Annotated in this window: 22 protein-coding genes and 1 pseudogene; 18 read left to right on the top strand and 5 right to left on the bottom strand. The window is 34.6% G+C overall.

Translation table 11 applies throughout. From position 1 onward, the window contains the following. Window positions 1–253: 253 nt before the first annotated feature. Window positions 254–1,645 carry a MocR-like pyridoxine biosynthesis transcription factor PdxR gene (gene pdxR / locus QRN68_RS07765; protein WP_285396203.1) on the bottom strand — a complete coding sequence of 464 codons (1,392 nt, stop codon included), beginning with the start codon at window positions 1,643–1,645 and terminating at the stop codon, window positions 254–256. 111 nt (window positions 1,646–1,756) lie between these two features. On the opposite strand from pdxR, the gene QRN68_RS07770 reads away from it, so the two are divergent. The 7 genes from QRN68_RS07770 (at window position 1,757) to QRN68_RS07800 (ending at window position 6,562) form a co-directional block, all read left to right on the top strand. Then, window positions 1,757–2,197, top strand: a complete 441-nt coding sequence (locus QRN68_RS07770; RefSeq protein WP_285396204.1) for a GNAT family N-acetyltransferase — start codon at window positions 1,757–1,759, stop codon at window positions 2,195–2,197. 21 nt (window positions 2,198–2,218) lie between these two features. After that, window positions 2,219–2,647: a GNAT family N-acetyltransferase gene (locus tag QRN68_RS07775; RefSeq protein WP_285396272.1), complete on the top strand. Its 429-nt coding sequence runs from the start codon at window positions 2,219–2,221 to the stop codon at window positions 2,645–2,647. Window positions 2,648–3,241: 594 nt separating this feature from the next. Continuing rightward, a complete protein-coding gene (locus QRN68_RS07780; protein WP_285396205.1) occupies window positions 3,242–3,850 on the top strand; it encodes a CPBP family intramembrane glutamic endopeptidase in 609 nt (202 codons plus the stop codon). Between the two features lie 268 nt (window positions 3,851–4,118). Continuing rightward, the gene (locus QRN68_RS07785; RefSeq protein ID WP_285396206.1) at window positions 4,119–4,304 is read left to right on the top strand and encodes a helix-hairpin-helix domain-containing protein; all 186 of its coding nucleotides are present in this window, start codon (window positions 4,119–4,121) and stop codon (window positions 4,302–4,304) included. 168 nt (window positions 4,305–4,472) lie between these two features. Then, window positions 4,473–5,096 carry a hypothetical protein gene (locus tag QRN68_RS07790; protein ID WP_285396207.1) on the top strand — a complete coding sequence of 208 codons (624 nt, stop codon included), beginning with the start codon at window positions 4,473–4,475 and terminating at the stop codon, window positions 5,094–5,096. A gap of 121 nt (window positions 5,097–5,217) precedes the next feature. Continuing rightward, entirely contained in the window at window positions 5,218–5,736 is a 519-nt protein-coding gene (locus tag QRN68_RS07795; RefSeq protein ID WP_285396208.1) for an RNA polymerase sigma factor, read from the top strand. Continuing rightward, the gene (locus QRN68_RS07800; RefSeq protein ID WP_285396209.1) at window positions 5,702–6,562 is read left to right on the top strand and encodes a hypothetical protein; all 861 of its coding nucleotides are present in this window, start codon (window positions 5,702–5,704) and stop codon (window positions 6,560–6,562) included. The genes QRN68_RS07795 and QRN68_RS07800 overlap by 35 nt, the downstream gene beginning before the upstream one ends. A gap of 130 nt (window positions 6,563–6,692) precedes the next feature. Here the strand turns inward: QRN68_RS07800 and QRN68_RS07805 are convergent, their stop codons facing one another. Further along, complete coding sequence (locus QRN68_RS07805) at window positions 6,693–7,190, bottom strand: DUF1648 domain-containing protein (RefSeq protein WP_285396210.1); 498 nt, start codon at window positions 7,188–7,190, stop codon at window positions 6,693–6,695. Between the two features lie 90 nt (window positions 7,191–7,280). On the opposite strand from QRN68_RS07805, the gene QRN68_RS07810 reads away from it, so the two are divergent. The 7 genes and pseudogenes from QRN68_RS07810 to QRN68_RS07840 all read left to right on the top strand — a co-directional run bounded on the left by QRN68_RS07810 (window position 7,281) and on the right by QRN68_RS07840 (window position 13,818). Further along, a complete protein-coding gene (locus QRN68_RS07810) occupies window positions 7,281–8,021 on the top strand; it encodes a sulfite exporter TauE/SafE family protein (protein WP_285396211.1) in 741 nt (246 codons plus the stop codon). A 13-nt stretch (window positions 8,022–8,034) separates the two neighbouring features. Next, window positions 8,035–8,970, top strand: coding sequence for a PD-(D/E)XK nuclease family protein (locus QRN68_RS07815; RefSeq protein ID WP_285396212.1), 936 nt, complete (start codon window positions 8,035–8,037; stop codon window positions 8,968–8,970). A 495-nt stretch (window positions 8,971–9,465) separates the two neighbouring features. Then, a pseudogene (locus QRN68_RS07820) lies at window positions 9,466–10,289 on the top strand (MBL fold metallo-hydrolase). 389 nt (window positions 10,290–10,678) lie between these two features. Beyond that, entirely contained in the window at window positions 10,679–11,572 is an 894-nt protein-coding gene (locus QRN68_RS07825; RefSeq protein WP_285396213.1) for a DMT family transporter, read from the top strand. Window positions 11,573–11,772: 200 nt separating this feature from the next. Further along, window positions 11,773–12,000, top strand: coding sequence for a hypothetical protein (locus QRN68_RS07830; RefSeq protein ID WP_285396214.1), 228 nt, complete (start codon window positions 11,773–11,775; stop codon window positions 11,998–12,000). A gap of 604 nt (window positions 12,001–12,604) precedes the next feature. Beyond that, the gene (locus QRN68_RS07835; protein WP_285396215.1) at window positions 12,605–13,144 is read left to right on the top strand and encodes a hypothetical protein; all 540 of its coding nucleotides are present in this window, start codon (window positions 12,605–12,607) and stop codon (window positions 13,142–13,144) included. Between the two features lie 188 nt (window positions 13,145–13,332). After that, entirely contained in the window at window positions 13,333–13,818 is a 486-nt protein-coding gene (locus tag QRN68_RS07840; RefSeq protein WP_285396216.1) for a hypothetical protein, read from the top strand. 52 nt (window positions 13,819–13,870) lie between these two features. Here QRN68_RS07840 and QRN68_RS07845 read toward each other — a convergent pair whose 3' ends face one another. After that, window positions 13,871–14,116 (bottom strand): YkuS family protein, encoded by a 246-nt coding sequence (locus QRN68_RS07845; protein WP_285396217.1) that lies wholly within the window; start codon window positions 14,114–14,116, stop codon window positions 13,871–13,873. Window positions 14,117–14,395: 279 nt separating this feature from the next. Here QRN68_RS07845 and QRN68_RS07850 point away from each other — a divergent pair, with 279 nt between their 5' ends. Beyond that, entirely contained in the window at window positions 14,396–14,719 is a 324-nt protein-coding gene (locus QRN68_RS07850) for a hypothetical protein (protein WP_285396218.1), read from the top strand. A gap of 30 nt (window positions 14,720–14,749) precedes the next feature. Here QRN68_RS07850 and QRN68_RS07855 read toward each other — a convergent pair whose 3' ends face one another. Further along, on the bottom strand, window positions 14,750–15,934 hold the full coding sequence (locus QRN68_RS07855) for a hypothetical protein (RefSeq protein WP_285396219.1): 1,185 nt from the start codon (window positions 15,932–15,934) through the stop codon (window positions 14,750–14,752). A 244-nt stretch (window positions 15,935–16,178) separates the two neighbouring features. Between QRN68_RS07855 and QRN68_RS07860 the strand changes: the two genes are divergently transcribed. The 3 genes from QRN68_RS07860 (at window position 16,179) to QRN68_RS07870 (ending at window position 17,836) form a co-directional block, all read left to right on the top strand. Beyond that, the gene (locus QRN68_RS07860) at window positions 16,179–16,367 is read left to right on the top strand and encodes a transmembrane Fragile-X-F protein (RefSeq protein ID WP_285396220.1); all 189 of its coding nucleotides are present in this window, start codon (window positions 16,179–16,181) and stop codon (window positions 16,365–16,367) included. Between the two features lie 19 nt (window positions 16,368–16,386). Continuing rightward, window positions 16,387–17,064, top strand: coding sequence for an HAD family hydrolase (locus tag QRN68_RS07865; protein WP_285396221.1), 678 nt, complete (start codon window positions 16,387–16,389; stop codon window positions 17,062–17,064). Between the two features lie 268 nt (window positions 17,065–17,332). After that, window positions 17,333–17,836, top strand: a complete 504-nt coding sequence (locus QRN68_RS07870) for a hypothetical protein (RefSeq protein ID WP_285396222.1) — start codon at window positions 17,333–17,335, stop codon at window positions 17,834–17,836. A 51-nt stretch (window positions 17,837–17,887) separates the two neighbouring features. Here the strand turns inward: QRN68_RS07870 and QRN68_RS07875 are convergent, their stop codons facing one another. Next, on the bottom strand, window positions 17,888–18,463 hold the full coding sequence (locus QRN68_RS07875) for an LOG family protein (RefSeq protein WP_285396223.1): 576 nt from the start codon (window positions 18,461–18,463) through the stop codon (window positions 17,888–17,890). Window positions 18,464–18,557 lie beyond the last annotated feature (94 nt).

An 18,557-nucleotide genomic window follows, 5' to 3' on the forward strand; every position in this document is an offset into this window, starting at 1 on the left:
AAAGTGATCGGGTCAGCCGAAGAACCGCTCGGGTCCAAGAGAAAAGTGATCGGGTAAGCCGAAGAACTGCTCGGGTTCAAGAGAAAAGTGATCGGGTCAGCGGAAGAACCGCTCGGGTCCAAGAGAAAAGTGATCGGGTAAGCCGAAGAACTGCTCCTGTCCCCAAAGAACTGCTCATAAGAACAAGCGATTTCCTAAAAAAGGAAAAACCACTCCGCTGAAATTGCCCCTTTATAACCAATGTAGTTATGGCTTAAAATTGCGTTATCCAAGTCTTTTTCAAGAGTTGGACACCGAGGATGATTTCCTCCATTGTTAACTTACTAAAGCCTAATTGTATAATTGGCACAGAGCTTGGCTGTTGTATAAAATATGGGCTTGTAGGGTAGACCTTGATTCCGTGTTGTTCTGCATTTTGAATAAGCTGCTCTTCTGAAAGTTGTGTATGCACCTTCACCAATATATATAACCCAGATTGCTCTCCTAATATCGTAATTTTTTCTCCGAATTGCTTGTTAAGCTCCTCTACAAGACCGTTTATTTTATGTTTATAGGTGATACGCATTTTTTTAATATGCCGTGTCCATTCACCTTGTTCCATAAATTTCGCCATTGTTAATTGATGTATAGCCGAAGCGTTATGTTCAAAATGAGCAAAGCGTTTTTTATATGAATGAACAAGTGTTTTCGGTAGCACCATATAGCTTAAACGAATGGCTGGTAAAAACGATTTTGAAAATGTTCCCATATAAATAACACGTGATTTATCAATAGAGGCGAGAGCAGGAAATGGTTGCTGTGTATATCGAAATTCACCATCATAATCATCCTCGAGTATATAACCATCAACTTTTTTTGCCCACTGAATTAAAGCTTGCCGCTGCTGAATACTCATGGAAACTCCATATGGGAAATGATGAGAAGGTGTGACATATAGTAAGCGCGAAGGTAAGTGGGCTAAATGCTCAAGCTGCGCACCATTTTCCAACACAGGTAATGTCTCTATTTGAAAGCCATGCATTTTGAATGCTTCCCTTGCACCGTCGTAGCCAGGATCTTCTAAAATAACACTTGGGAAATCCCGCTTTAATAGAAAGCCTAGATAAATTAACATTTGCTGTGTGCTACTACCGATTATAATGTCCTCTGGATTTACATGAACTCCACGAGCTTGGAGCAAATAATGCACAAGCTGTTCCTTTAAAAGTGGCTCACCGAAAGGATCTCCATATGCATAGCAATTTTTTAAAGCTAATACTTGATTAGCCATTTGACGCCATGTTTTTAAAGGAAAATGTTGTTGATCGACAGCACCTGCACGAAAGTCAATGATGATATCTCCAGATTTAGTAGTCGTTTTTTGTGGAAGGCTTGGTCGTTCCTCCTCCAGTAGAAAAACTTGCTCAAATTCATTAACGAAATAACCTTTTCGTCCCTCGCCACGTATGTATCCTTCCGCTACAAGCTGCTCATAGGCAGTTAAAGTTGTATTCCGACTGACATGTAAAGTATCGGCTAGCTTTCGAATAGAGGGAAGAGAATCATTCGTTTTCAATCGCCCTTTTTCAATTAACCATTTGATTTGCTGATAAATTTGTTTATATTTTGCCTCTCCTTCTGTGAATAAAAAAATAAAATCATCCATGTAAACCCTCCTTGACATGTTGAAATGTCTTGAACTGTTTCTTTTTAAATGTCAGTTTGTTTTTTATCATAATACTAGAATTACATATGAAAAGAAAAGGGGAGAAAGTTAATGGAGATTTGTACAGTCACTTTAGCAACAGTTGGAGAAGTGGTGCCATTATTTAATGCATATCGAGAATTTTATGGACAACAAGCAAGCTTAGAGCAAGCTGAGCAGTTTCTAACGGAACGTTTAAATAAGGGAGAGTCGGTTATTTTTCTAGCATATTTGGATGCACAGCCAGTTGGCTTTGTTCAGCTATATCCTGTTTTTTCATCTGTGGCGATGAAAAAAGCTTTTATTTTAAACGATTTATTTGTGGCAGAGCATGCCAGAAAACGAGGTGTCGCACAGGGCTTAATTGAACAGTGTTATTCATACTGTTTACAGAAGGATGCAAGGTATATAGCCTTAGAAACAGCGACAGATAACGTTCGTGCTCAAAAACTATATGAGAAGCTTGGAATGAAGATAGATGATGGAGTATTTCGTTTTATTAAATATTGGTAACGGAGAGGAGTCTTGGAAAAAATGACAGCAACAATCAAACAATTAACAACTCAGCAAGAATGGATTGAAGCGTATGCTGTTTTGGTGCAACTTCGTACGGAATTAACAATAGAAAAGTACCTACTATTATTAAAGGAAATGATGCAAGATGGCTATATGTTGTTTGCCTTATTTGAAAACAAACAAATGGTTGCAGTAGCCGGATTAAGTTGGAGAGTCAACTTCTACAGTGAACGTCATATTTTTGTCTATGATTTAGTAACGCATGAGGCCTATCGTTCAAGAGGCTATGGTGAGAAATTATTGCACTATATTCATCAATGGGGCAAAGAAAAGGGTGCACACTATATAGCTTTAGAATCTGGAGTACTAAGAAAAAATGCACATCGCTTTTATGAAGATCGATTAGGATATGAAAAATGGTGCTATTCTTTTCGAAAAGCATTGTGATCGATTATTTTTAATTGAACGAAATCAGCATTAAGAATGAAAGCAGCGACTAGTATATTGCTAGTCGTATTTTTTTTGGAGGAGATTACTGATTAACATTTATTATTTAATTATAAAAAATAAATATTTAATGATTATCATTAAATTAATCTTGATTTTATATCTGCTATTTAATATGCTTAACATGAAGAATGAAAGAAATATTGACTACCCGCGATTTTCGAACATAAATCGGCGGGAAAACATGAGTTAGCGGCGGAATCGGAATGTTTACCGGCGGAAAAGCGTGAATTAGCGGCGGAATTGGAATGTTTACCGGCGGAAAAGCGTGAATTAGCGGCGGAATCGGAGAGATTACCGGCGGAAAAGCGTGAATTAGCGGCGGAATTGGAAAGTTTACCGGCGGAAAGCGTGAGTTAGCGGCGGAACCGGAAAGTTTACCAGCGAAAAAGCGTAAGTTAGCGGCGCAACCGGAACGTCACCCGTCGAAAAGCCGGAGTCACCGTAGCAACTGTAACATCAACTGGCACAAAAGCATCTACTACTAGCTCTAGACATTCTTCATGGAAAACTTCATAAACAGGAGGCAAAATCATGGTTATGGAAAGTGCAATAAGTGCAATTATTCAGGTCATTTTATTTTCAGTTATACCGTTTATTTGGTGGTTTTTCTCAGGGAAAAAGGAACAATCATTTTTAGCATGGCTCGGCATCAAGAAGCCTGTCATTGAAAGTAAGGGTAATTATTTTGTATGGTTTTTAGTCATTATTGTTTTATTAGTCGTTCCACTTGCTACAATTACCTATTTCTACCTAGATAGTTCAATCTTAGCGTCAAATCGTTTTATAGGACTTGGCTTTTCAGCGCTCGTACCAGCACTGTTCTATGCAATTGTCCAAACAGGGTTATCTGAGGAGCTGTTTTTCCGAGGTTTTTTAATGAAGAGATTCATGCATAGGTTTGGTTTTCAAATCGGGAATATCATGCAAAGTTTACTATTTGGCACTATACATGGGTGGATGCTGTTTTCTTTTATTCCTTTTGGAGGTGTTGTGTTAGTTGTTATGGCAACTGGATTTGCAGGTTATTTAATGGGCTGGATCAATGAACGAAAATCCAATGGCTCTATTTTAACAAGCTGGAGCGTACATGGCATTGCTAATCTATTTGCCTCTGTTATGGCAATGTTTAATATGCTCTAAAGACTGACTAATTTGCATTAAATTGTTTTCGATTGCATAATAGCTTAGAGGTGTTTGAATGAAATTGATGGAGCACATTGTAAAAGGATGCTTATTTGTTGGTTTTATTTTGCTGGGAGGGCGTATTCTTACCGCAATATGCAGTTATTATAATATAGCATTTACAACTTTTTTCGTTGATTATCATGTCGCCTCACTAATTATACTATTAATAGGTATTATAGGAACAGAGATCCTAAATAGACGAAAAAAGAAGGGACGAGCATAAATGACGGAATGGCCAAAGGGTGTAGCGAAGCCTGCTATACGTGCATTAAATGCGGCGGGGTATACACAATTAGAGCAATTGGAAAAGGTTGATCTTTCAACATTAAAAAATTTACATGGTATGGGACCGAAAGCGCTGGCGGCCATTGAAACAGCACTGAATGAAAGTAGGAAGCACAGTGAATAAGCTGACATTATTTTTGCTGGTAATGGTCGTCTATTATATTTTTGTTGTGTTCCTTATTAGCAAGCTATTTATTATTCCTATCATGAAGTTTATGGCACTTGTATTCTTCCTAGGAGCAGGCTTTATTTTTTCTCGAAAGATGCGAAGGAAACTACAGTAGGAGGAATTATGAAAATTACAAAACTAACCCTATTTTATTTGGTCGTTATTTTGGTTGCAATGGCGCTATCACTAGCTGGGGTTCGTCTATTCATTTCGCTCGGCATTATTGCCTTTATTCTGATCGCAATGATTTATAGACATATACATATTTTATTTCGAACAAATGATATGAAGTTGGTAGATAAGCTAGTAAAAGATCGTAAAAATGATCCTTTTTTTGCCTATCTTTTCGCTGCTGCTTATGGTACAAGGGAAGATCAGCTGCACTCATTAGAAACAGCCATTGAAAAATATAAGCAGCCAGCCATGAAGTATAACTGTAAATTTTTAAAGGCGATCATGGAAGAGAATTTAGAGGAAGCAAAAGATGCAGCTGATAAAATAAATAAAGAGCCTTTAACAAGCTATGCAAAATGTTATATCGCTGCGCTTGAAGGACGAACAGCAGATATGCGAAGCGATCAGCTTACACAGCAATGGATGCAGCCAGCGATTGAAGCGGTTTATGCATACAAGGTGAAGAATGAAGCCGCGTTTGAGCAGAATCAGAAAGAAAGCATTGCCTTTGCACGCGGCGTACAAAAATATGTGTTAATACATACCTTTGAACAGATGAAAATGGATCTATAATAAATGTAGGCTACTTGATGCTAATTGGTGTCAAGTAGCTTATTTTTTAGCATAGAAAATTTACATTAATCATACAAATCTTGTTTACTCATTCGTCTAATAAAGTAAGAGAGGTGAGAAGATGGAGTTTGATGAGCTTTATGAACAATATTTTCAGCGCATTTATCAATTTATTTATTATATGGTCTCGGATCCAAGTTTAGCGGAGGATTTAACGCAGGAAACATTTATTCGGGTTTATAAAGGACATTTTAGAAACGAGGCTGCTATAGGCACTTACATAAGGAAAATTGCAAGAAACCTAGTCTATGACACCTATAGAAAAAAAGCACTTATTAAATGGTTGCCATTTCAAAAAGAACATGAAAAACGGGAGACGCAATATGTCCCACATGATTGGATTATGCAGTCTGAGGATCGACGACTCTTATATGAAGCAATTCAATTATTAAAGCCTGAATATCGAGAGGTTCTTATATATAGAAAAATTGAGGAGTTAAGTTTAGCCGAGACTAGTGAAATTTTAGGATGGTCTACAGTGAAAATAGCGAATACTCAGCGAAATGCTATGAAGGCATTGGAAAAAGTACTTGGAGGTGATGAATTTGGATTTAAACAATCGACTGAAGAAACTCAATAAATTACCGGAGGACCTAGATATAAAATCTCGTATTTATGAACGAATTCAGCACAAAGAAAAAAAAGGCTTAACGATTTGGAAGGAAGGCGTTTTACTTTTAACGATTGCCATGATTTCTTTATTTTTTATTATGATACCACAAAGTTCCTCACCACCTCAGACAGCTAGTCACCCCATCCAAGCGATTTATAAACATTTTGGAGGAAAAGAAGGTAAATTCTTTGCACGAAGTTCTAGTTTGTATATATCTGTTAAGAAGGTTGATGATAGAATCGTTTATAGCTTTTTTGAAGACTTAACACAGTATGTCGAAGAGGCAGATGGAAAGTTAGGTAACCATATAACTGATGTAGTTGTTGTTAGAGATGGTCAAGAGGAGCACTATCAAATTTCAGATAAGGGCATGTTAAACGTTGATTCTGGCCAGTTTTTTGTTGGGAATACTGAAATGTATGATGATGTATTTGAAACGCTATATTCTGCAGATACAATAGCTTGGATATTTTTCCTTCCACTTATCGTAGTAGTGGTAAATAATTTCTCTATGAACTATTATAAACGTCATAATCTAGAAGAATCTAATCCATTTAAGCATAATTGGTGGCTGTTTGTATTTGTACTTACAATGTTATCTGGCGTTTTTGCTTGGGCAACTTGGGTCGGTCCATTATATAAACCATTAATGATTATGTTGGCGCTTTTATATGGTGTAATTATTTGGCATTATATAAAACGAGATGTACAGACATATTCCATATATAAAGTAGAAACAATCAAAATAAGTATTATTAGTGCAACAATTGTTGTTATTATTATGCTTTATTAACAGATTTATCATCAAATCCAAGAAAAAACACCTTTACTTTTTTGCATAGACAATCGCAAATGTAAAGGTGTTTTTAATGATATATCATGGCAGCGCGTTAGGGAGGGGTGTACCTTTAGTTACTGATTAATTATTCCTTTTTGCTCAACAAAATTCCTCGAATGATGCCAGAGATAAAAATTAAAAATATCAATGCCAAAAATAAATAAGCATGCCACTGCTGTAAAATACGATCATTACCTAAAGCAACTGTTAAGTCATTGAAAAGTGAATATGTAAAGTACAGTAGAATACTATTTTTGATCAGACAAAAGGTAATGATCCCATTTTGTCGCTGTACATGTGATAGAGTGGGCTTATTTTTACGTAGAATAGGATAAGCGGCTTTAATTTCTAAGTAGTGTAAAAGTAAAAATAGCATTAAGGCAATAAACGGTAAGTAAAAAATAGCGATTTTCGGTCCGAATTGCGCATGTTCACTCGAAAAGCTTTGTAAAACTGGTATAGATTTTGGGAGCTTATTGTATTGAATAAGCGTTGCCGTAATGGCAGCTAAATAAATGGTTGCGACAATCAACGTCAGCTGCTTACAAAAACGCGGTGTAGTTGTTTTTTGTTGTTCTAGCATTCATTCACCTCATTTTTCATCTTTAAAATACTATTCTGTTATACTGTATCATATGAATTGCATCATGTGTGTTATAGAAAGAAGGGTTGTATGGAATACTTATTGTTTTTACTTATAGGAATCATGGGTAACGTTATTGGAACGTTAGTGGGTGGTGGCGGATTAATTACATTACCGACGATGATGTTAATGGGGGTACCAGTCCATTCAGCGATTGGTGCAAATAAGGTTTCTAATATGGTAAGTGCCTTTTCAAGTTTCTATACGATTTTTAAAAGAAAAGAATTGTTATGGTCAGAAATGCGTTCAGTATTACTTGTTTCCCTAATAGGTGGTACACTTGGTGGTCTGTTTGCATCGTTCATGAGCAGTCAAACATTGACACTCATCGCTATTGTGTTATTAGGCTTTGCTTTTATTATGTCCTTTATCGGTGGGGCTGATTTTGGAGAAAAGGAAAGCTTTACAATGAATCGCAAAAACGGTCCAATACTTCTTGCTGTAGGGTTTTATGATGGGTTGTTCGGTCCTGGTAGCAGTACGTTGGCACTTTATACATATGCACATGAAAAAGTCTCCTATATGAAAGCTGTAGGTCTGTCACGTGTTGGTGTTTTTGCGATGTGCTCAGGTGCCGCGATTACGTATATTGCAACAGGTAAAATTGAATGGTCAATGACAATCGTTTTAATGATTGGTTCAGTAATTGGTGCGCAAATAGGGATTATTCTAGCAAGGAAGGTTAAGGCAAATCAAGTAAAGCTATTGCTACGAATTGTTACGATTGTGTTGATACTACAGCTTGTATACGACTTTATCAAACAAATATAGGGAGGCGATATCCATGTTTGAAATCACACCGTATCCATCTTTTTCGTGGTCACTGTCACGTCATAAAACGTTAACAAGCTGTGCGCGAAAATATGGCTATGAATATTATTTTTCTCATAACGGCTGGCTTAGTTACAATGTGGAGCCATATCATCAACATGTCTATCGCTTAAAAAAGCTTCAATCTATGCCGATTTTGTTTGGGCAAATCGTCCACCATTTAATAGAGCAATCGATCAACGATTATTTACAAACCCGCAAAACGCCGACATTGGAAGAGCTAGTAAATCGTGCACGTGGCCAGCTTAATGCAGCTTTTATTGATTCTACACGACATGTAGATTTATGGAGGCATAAACCTAATAAATTTTATATGATGCAGGAAATTTATTACGAAGGGAAGCTAAATCCTGAACTTGTACAGGACTATAAGGAGCGAATGACGGCTGTGTTTGACAACTTTCTGAACAGTGAAACGTTCCAGCAAATTACTGCACAAAAAGGCTCCTTACGAATCGGCGAGCCTGAACAATTTCGCTCCATGAAAATTGAGGGTGTCCAGGTTTTCGTCGTGATGGATTTTCATTATTATGATGAGATGACAGACAAGTGGATTATTATCGACTGGAAAACAGGCGGGGAGTCCGATGATGATCGCCAACAATTAGCGCTCTATGCTTATTATGTTCAACAGAAATATCGTGTAACTCTTGACCAGATTGATGTCTATAATGAATATTTACTGACTGGTAAACGAAAAAAATACGCCTTTACAACATTTGATATGGATAATATTTTACATACGTTTCAGCGGAGTGTGCTGGAAATGAAAAAATACCAAGCAGATATTTTCGCCAATGAACCAGTAGACGTTGAGGAGTTTGAGCAAACCCATGAAAAATGGCACTGTAAAGGGTGTAATTTTAAAGAATTGTGTGCTCAAAATTAATTGAAAAATGAAGTAGGAGACCAAAAATAAATTGTCAAACTTGCTTCATTATTAATGATTATAAGTACTTATGTGATCTTTATATTATAGTGACCTAATTGCCCTTGGATTGGTTTGAAATTGGATCATTACCATAACATGTGGTTGATTTCCGTTCCGACTAGGCGCTTTGTCGGGGTGTCCAATGAGCCGCTTGGGCCAAAGATGTTCGTTACAAAGACGTTATCACAGGACCTGATGCCATTCCTTTATTTGCTTGCTTCTTGGTCTCATCTGTGACGCTGTGAAGCCAAGGAGCCGCCCAGCCCACACTATTGACTTGAAAAAACGTGATATCTATTCGGAATATGTAATATACCAAACGGAAAGTACAAATGAAAATCTAAATACATAATAATGAAATTCATCCTAAAGTTGTAAACATTTTTTCGGATCGCGTTGGTAAAATAAGGTGTGTAATGAATTGAAGTCATGGATTTTAAAGGGGGAGTAATTTTGAATTACTATATTTGTGAAACATGTGGGGCGCAGTATGAAATTTCAATGGAAGAGCCAAAGCAATGTACTATTTGTTCAGAAGAAAGACAATATGTTAGTGTAAATGGTCAAACTTGGACAACTTTGGACAAAATGATTTCTTCTGAGATTTATAAAAATACCGTTATTCTTGAAGAAAATGGGTTGTTTAGCATTACAACTAGTCCAACATTTGGAATTGGACAAACAGCTTATTTAATTCAAGAACAGGGTTTTAATTTGTTATGGGATTGTATTTCATATATTGATCAAGAAACGATTGATAAAATAGAGGAGTTAGGGGGAATTGATGCCATCGCATTATCTCATCCTCATTATTATTCAAGTCAAGTTGAGTGGGCAGAAACTTTTAACGCACCAATTTATATTCATGAGGATGATAAAGAATGGGTTACACGAACTAGTGACAAGATTATTTTTTGGTCTGGTGAATCTCTTACTTTACAGAATGGGTTAACTCTTTATCGTATGGGTGGTCATTTTAAAGGAGCCACTATACTAGAATGGAAAAATGGTTATCAACAAAAAGGTATATTACTAGTAGGAGATATCATTCGTGTAGTAGCTGACCAAAATTGGGTAACATTTATGTATAGTTTCCCTAATTTTATTCCTCTTCCTGTTCAAACAGTGGAAAGAATCTTAAGCCAAGTAGAGGATCTACATTTTGAACGAATATATGATGCTTTTCTCCGGATTGTGAAAAAAGATGCAAAACAAGCTGTTCATAACTCAGGTGTAAGGATATAAATGCTTTAGAGGGTAAGCTGTTCGCTACTTAAGTTAATTCTACAGGGCGGATTAGATAAATAAAAGGTAAAAAGATCACTCTGTATGAAATGCACTGGAATTAGAGGTGCATTTTTTTCTATCTAAATTGATAATTGGGAACTTTGGGGTTTAGTTCTCAGTTTCTACATTGGTACGTTTAGTTTGAGCAAATCCTTGATAAATAAAAATGGTAGAAGATGCAATTTTAAAAAATTGTGTGCGCAGTGATGACGAAGACACTCGAATGGTATTGCAACAGGGAATTTTGCCCAAATGAAAAATATAATGTATTATTACTTAAGATTACTATAAAAGAAATACTGACTATCTACGCAGCTCCTATTATTCTGCAAGTGAAGTAATTAAAGAATAACGATTGACAGAAGGAAGATAATAGTTAATGACAAATCTAATGTATGCATTTTGTTTAATAGTATGGGGTCTTAATTTTATTGCAGTGAAAATTCAAGGAACACCAGTAAGCTTAGAATTATCGTTGACCTATAGGCTAGTTATGACTGCAATTTTATTTACTGTACTAGTTTTATTTCTTAAACCAAAAGGGAAACCGAAAAGTAAAGATATACCATTTATCGTTGTGTTTGGTGTTTGTAACTTTGCTTTAAGCTATTTATGCTTATATTACGCAACAATTTTAAGCTCAGCTGCAATTGTAACATTAATCTTTTCATTGAAAGTGATATTGACTCCACTAGCTCTTCGAATTTTTTTGAAAGAGGAACTACATCCACGTGTTATATTTGGTGGAGTTCTAGGGGTATTTGGTGTATGTGTTTTAATTTATCCGACTTTAAGTAGTTTTTCTGGTTTAGAGGATTTAAAAGGCATTATGATTGCTCTTTTAGGTACGATACTTACAGCTATTGGAGATGCAAGTTCAGCAAGGAATGCCAAAGTAAAGATTGATCCAATCTATGCAAATGCAATTGGCTTTACTGTAGGAAGTATTTTAATGTTAATAATTGTATTGCTGCAAGGACAAAAGATTATGATTCCTACATCAATAACTTATATTTCTGCTTTATTGTACTTAACATTGATAGCATCTTTCCTAGCATGGCTATTTTATTTAAAGCTTGTTGAACGAATTGGCGGCGCAAAAAGTGGGTACATGGTGGCATTATTTCCGGTAATTGGAGGCATTGCTTCAGTTCTAATTGGTGAATCTCCGCTTTCAATATATTTGATAATAGGATGTCTATCTAGTTGTATAGGTGCTGCTATAGCTTTAGGATTTAGAATTCCAAGGAGAATTAATATGCCTGCTGATTAGGAGGTACATGATTAGGCTAGCAAAAATGTTCATTGTTATTTTGACATTTACACTCAGAATTGAGTTAGAAAATGAAGCGGAAGACCAAAAAGAGAAAACCTATATAAAATGTCATACCAAAACTAGGTGTGGCTTTTTATTTTTCTTCATATTTTTTGTAATTGTAATCCATGATAAAGGTAGATGGGAGGTGTTTACTTATGGAGTATGAATATAAAGTGAAGTTTTACTTTAACGAAGGTCATGAAGAAGAATATAAAATCAAGAATAATATTGAACAGGAAACATTTACAAAAGAAATTGCTAATGATTTCAATGAGAAGTCTTGGTACTCATTTACTGAAACGGAAAATTATAAATCGATTTTAATTAGTGTTGAAAATGTTTACAAAGTAGTAGTAGAACAAAATATTTTAGAATTTGATTAATCTAATGTATGAAGTCACATCTTTTTAACAAGGTGTGACTTTTTGCTTTGATAAAGACAGGATTAATTTTTGAAAACGACTATAAGATTGTGTATGAAGAAGTACAACGTCAAAGTTATTCAAAAGTATCGAGCTCAAAAAAACATTTGTGATGATTGATAAAGCGAAATTCAGGAAAATAGGGAGTGAGTTATAAGGCACCAATCTACGCAATGGAGAAGGAGACCAAAAAGAAACCTTAATATAAATCGTCAAATTGATCACTTGTAAATAACAAACTGGTTTTTAAGATAAATGGAAATATTTATCCAAATGAATCGAATTTGAGGTATTATTAAATTAACAGTGAAGATTAAAGATTTCTTTTTGAGGAACATAAATGCTGGTACAGGAGGGGTTTTATTGAATAATAAAATAGTTGGAATAGTATTCTCGTTAATATTCGGTAGTTTAGCCATTTTGCTAGTATTGATTCTTTTGTCTATTTCATTTTTTGGCCGAGAAATACTAGAAGCGTTTTTTGGGAATCCCTAGTCAATATTTATAATGTTCCATTCCATTTCGGTATCTATTATGAAAATTAAAAAAAGAAAGAGACTAAAATATGACAGAGAAAAAAATAGTTCAAAAAGTTAAAGAAACTATTGATGGAATTGAAATTGGATATTTTGACACAGCTAAAAGTTATAGTTTTGATGAATACTATATGTATTTTAATGATGAAGATAAAGAGACTAGAAAATACTCATTATTAATTTTTATTTCAATGTTGGGGAATTGGTATAGTAAGTCTACTTTCGTATTTAAACCAGAAAAAGAACGGTTAAAATATAAAGATAAAATAACTAATTATTATAATTTTGAGGATTATTTACGTTCATTTATAGACCACTTTCAAAATATTGAAAAGGAATTTCCCTATATGTTTGAATATATAGTAAGTTTTTTAATTTTAATTGAAGAAGATAGAGGATTAAGCTATGAAGAATGGTTTCCTGAAATCAATTTAGAAATATTTAAAGAACTAAGAGAAAAAATTTTAATTCCTAACAGTAATGTGGTTCAGGACCGCCATCCAATAAAGTACTTATTTAGAGAAGTTGGAATTGAACCATTCTTTTTAACGGATTTTTTTGAAGAATAAATTAAAGTGACAAGTTAAAATTAGAGTTCAAATACTATGAAAACAGGAACTGAAACGGACATGCTGTAAAGGATAGTATTATTCGAGCTTCATATTTGTAGTTGGGGTGTATATTACGATCCAACAATATAGAACAAACTAAAGCTCTGATATACTCAATTATTTTATAGTGGAAAGGAGATTTATTTATGGCTATATTAAAAGATTGTTCTAGTAAACCTGATTGTGAAGTTGAACTAAATATCAAATTAGTTAATGATCAGAGTGTAAAATTTCACGTTGATTTTCGCTATGGTCCTGCTTTTCCTGAGGTGAATACGGAAATCCTTTGTTTAAAAAGAGACTTCCTAAAGATGTTAGATGATTTACAGCATATTGATAATATCCATCTAAGTATGCTAGATTTTCATGACCCAGGATTGTGTATTTATAATATTCCTGAATATGGTACCTATCATGTTCCTGGATATGGGCTTTTTCAAATTCCTGAGCAGGAAAGACAAGAAAATGAGCCTCGTTATAGATTAATTTTTGTATTAGATGCTGGCGAGAAAAATCATTTTAGTGCAACGGAATGTGGACCTGCACTATGTATAATAGTGAAAATGGAACAAATTAAGGAATTTGTAGAAAGTTTGAAAATGGAGGTTTCTCATATTCGCGGAAAAAATTAAAAGGTGCTGCTCTATAGTCAAAAAAGCTACAGCAACAGCACCTAGTTGTTTGTTAGTGGAAATATTTGTCGACACGTTGGAGTACTTCGTCAGCAGAAAGACCATTCGCATCAATAACAGGCCCTGCCAGAACAGGATCGCTAATACCCATAATATCTCTGTCCTGCCCGGTAATTACACAGGCATCACATTTTTTTGCATCTTCTTCAGTACGAAGCTGAATAACTTCATAACCTTGTGCTTTTAAAGCATCTTCAACGTTTGTTAATGATTGTTCCACACCAATTATTCTAGACATTATTCTTCCACCTCCTATATGTAATGTGTCATATAGGATTGCTATTTATTCACTTAAATCGCTTTTTTGTTGGGATTAATAAATATCCAAAGCAGTGACATATAATATTAATAACATGAATTTGAATTTTAAATATGCTCATCGTCAAAAGTAGGGGAGATGACATTTGTAAAGCGTATGCCTTTGGAAAGGAAATCAACTACACGTAATGTTGATGATCCAAAATATAGTGTAATGTAAAATGCTTTTCCATGACAGCGAAATTGTATTAGCAATATTATGAATGCTTGGTTAGGGGGGATTCAATTTGGGAAGTCTAGGATGAAAATAATAAGTATTTTATTTATTATCGCATTTATATGGATTATTATGCTACTTAATGCGGGGCCACCAAAGCCTAAGGTATTGTCAGAAGGTAAAGCGATACCAACAGTACAAGGTTCATATTGTTGGAAAAAATTTGTAGGTACTGAATGTGTTGATAAAATCTCACCACCAGAAATTATTGCTCATAATAAAATTGCTCCGTTTTCTGTTTCACCTCAAAGTGAAATCAAAATCAATTTTAAGAAAAAAAAGGGGATAATCCCAAAAATCATTTAATGACTTTTGAGACACCCCTGAATTTTTTACTTATTGAGGAAGATATTCTTGGCCGTTTATTGTTAATTTAGAAGCAGAGATTAGAGTTTCTTTATTTGCTATAAAATATGGGTCTAAAATTTTGAAAAATTCGTCCCATTTTTCTTGAGCTTTTTCAGTTTCCTCTTTTTTATCAAGAGCTACGGCTTCTTCATAAAGCGGTTTTAATTGCTTTTTATCCTCTTCACTGATTTTAAACTCGTAGTCAGAAATGTATTCTTCAAACGTTACTGGCTTGATGAACTCGCTAATAATTTTATGGAATTCCTGCCATAGCTTATCAGACAACTCCACATCTTCCTCTTTATCTGCTTTTAGAGCATTTTCATAAATAGGCTTTAGTTTGGCTAAAGTTTCAGCAGGGATATCTAATTCCAATTCTTTTATTAACTCTTCAAAAGTTAGTGGTGGATATAGTTCATCTAAATATGGTTGAAGGGTTTTATAGAATTCTTCCAATTTATCGCTAGCTTTTTCTTCATCTCCACTTTTTTCAAGCTTCACCCATTCTGTATAAATAGCTTTAAGCTGTGTATTATCGTTTTCTTTAATAACGATATTTTTCTCTTTAAATCCGAAGTCTTGCATATATTCTTCATAAGTTTGAGGTTGCCAAATAGCTAAATAATATGGCTTCGTAATTTTATGCATTTCTTCGTAAACTTTATTCATTTCCTCATATTTTTTATCGATCACTTCATCTGTTGCGTTTTTATCTAACTCAGCTGACACTTCTTTTTCTAGCTTCTTGATTTCATTAAACATTTTTTCTAATTTTGTTAAATCTTCTTTTGTTACCTCTTTAGGCAAATCTCTTTTATAAACTTCGAATGTGTAGAAATCTGAATAACTTTCTACAACGCTACCTTCTACAGAAATTTCCTGTCCTTCTACTAAGTTCATTTTTTCGATTTGTTCTGGAGAAAATTTATAGAAATTAACATAGTAATTTTTTCCATCGATTCCTTTTAGGTTCATTCCATCGCCATTGAGGTATTGAATAGTTCCTGTAATTTTTTGTTCAAGTTTAACAGTAATACTACTATCTGTTGTTTTTACTTCTTCAGCTCCTGCTTGAAGTGGTGTCAAAACAGCCATTCCTATTGTTAATGCAGATGCAAGCATCCAAGTTTTTTTAATCGGTTTTCTCATATTTATTTCTCCTTTTGGTTTCAAAATTAGTTGTTACCAATAATTAGACGATTTACCATTTGAAAAAGTTCATTATTTTAGAAAAAAAGTTAAAAAGAAAAAAAGATGAGTTGATGAAAAGACATATTGCATGATTGGTGCTTTAATAGTTGTATAACAAAAAAGTTTAAGCATTCTAATTTAAGTACAGACTTCACCATAAAGTCTGGGGCATGATGAATGTCAGGCATGCATTGTAGAGACTTTATAATTGACAGGTGGTGTGAACATGGGAGTCGCTGAAGTATTAACAATTGTCTTGGTAGTGTTAAAGCTTACAGGTGTTATTGCATGGTCTTGGTGGTTAGTGCTATTACCAGCAATCATATCCTTTAGTATTTACCTATTAATTTTTGTGGTAAAGATAATAACGGTCATAATTACTGCAATAGCAGTGAAAAAACGTAAAGAAGTGTAGGGAAAGGAGATAAATAACTTTGATTAAAGCGGTAATATTTGATTTAGATGGAACATTATTAGATCGTGATCAATCTGTTCGTGTATTCATTAACCAGCAGTATGAGCGATTAATGCCACATCTGTCACATATTTTAAAAGAGAACTTTGTTCAACGCTTTATTGAGCTGGACGATCATGGGTATGTTTGGAAAGATAAAGTCTACCAGCAATTAATCGAAGAATTTACTATTGAGCTTTCTCAGGAAGCGTTGTTAGAGGATTATTTACAACAATTTAAACATCATTGTGTTCCATTTAAAAACTTGCATAGCATGTTACACAATTTGAAAAAGCAAGGCTTAAAACAGGGTATGATAACGAATGGATATGGACAATTTCAACTAGATAATATACGAGCTTTAGGCATTGAAGATGATTTTGACGTGATTCTTATTTCTGAATGGGAAGGCATCAAAAAGCCAAATGCTGAAATATTTCATCGAGCACTATCCAAATTAGAGGTATCAGCTAACGAAAGTATGTACATAGGGGATCATCCTTTCAATGATGTGGAAGCTGCTAAAAAAGTAGGGATGGTGGCTATTTGGAAAAGAAATGATGGATGGCAAAGTGTTGAAGCGGATTACATCATGGATAATTTAATTGAAATTCAAGATATTTTAGTAGTTTTGCAAAAGACCAGGCATGATGATTAGGAAAAAAACGGGTTTATTATTGAGCGATAGAAGGATTTTTCGTTGCTGTAATGCCAATGGATTTCCATTTTTACTGATTGTAGCGTAGGGCTACTCGACTCCTGCGGGAAAGCGAGTAGCCCGTAGCGGAAATCAGAGACTTCTAATTAGAGTGGATAAAAATGGTTAATCAAAAACCTAGCAAAAGACATGAAAAGACTAAAATTCATATTCCTTCTGATTTAGGAGATATTAAAAAGAAAACGAAATCAGGAGGCAATAAAATTTATTGAAGAAAATTAGCGTAAGTCTTTTATTAATTCTATGTATTCAAATCCATCATGTAGAGGCAATTACTACTGATTTAGGAAAGATCTATTTAGAGGGTGGAGAATATACAGAGGTTAATGAGGCGATTCAAGAATGTGAAGCGTTTCTTAAGCGTGACATAGCTTTACCAACACGACTTCCACCAATTGCTTTTACTCATGTTTTTGGGTCATTTGATCCTAAACATGTTCCACAATTATCAATCTATTATTTAGTGGAGAATGCTGGCCGTACACATTATACGCTAAATATAGTCGACAATGTGTATGAACGTTCATTTCCTAAAGACGCGAAGACAGTGAAATTACCAGATGGAAATGAAATGGTCTATTATAAACGCTCAGATTTTGTGCATTTTAATATCGTTAAAAATGATTTTCAGTACACTTTTACTGTAGATAAAGTCAGTGCTGACACTATTACTGTTGATGGCATGGTAAAAATAATTAATTCCATGAGATAATAGGGAAGGCCAGTTATTCCATATGTTGAATACTGGCCTTTTTGTAATACCTTATTTAGTTGTTTGATATGTTTTAACTGCAGGAGGAACATACGCTGCACATTTATCCAAAAGCGCTGCAACGTCTTTATCTACAAGTAGTGCTTCTCGATATTGGGCTTGTAAAAATTGTTCGTTTTGCATATGGTCAAATAATCCAATAAGTAAATCGTAATAATGATTGATATTTAAAATACCACAAGGTTTTTGCAGAAGGCCGATTTGATTCCATGTGAATACTTCGAAAAATTCTTCTAACGTACCAGGTCCACCCGGTAAAGCGATAAAGCCGTCAGCTAGTTCCATCATTTTGCTTTTACGTTCATGCATTGAATTAACGACAATTAGCTCTGTTAAATGCTTATGAGAAATTTCTCGTTCCTCTAACAAAGTAGGGATAACTCCAATCACTTTGCCACCTTCACGAAGAACTGTGTCTGCAACTGTTCCCATTACACCGACACTAGCTCCTCCATAAATTAAGGTAATATTACGTTTTGCTAATTCTTTTCCTAGAAGAATAGCTCCTTCTTTATATGCCTCAGAAGCACCGATGCTTGATCCGCAAAATACTGCAATACTATTCATAATCGTTCCTCCATATCTGATAAGTTTTTTCCTCAATTACGGTTAGTGAACAATAAGCGGGATTAAAAAAACTTACCGATTCACTTTTCACTTT

The sequence above is a fragment of the Lysinibacillus sp. fls2-241-R2A-57 genome (assembly GCF_030209535.1).
Lineage (GTDB): Bacteria > Bacillota > Bacilli > Bacillales_A > Planococcaceae > Lysinibacillus.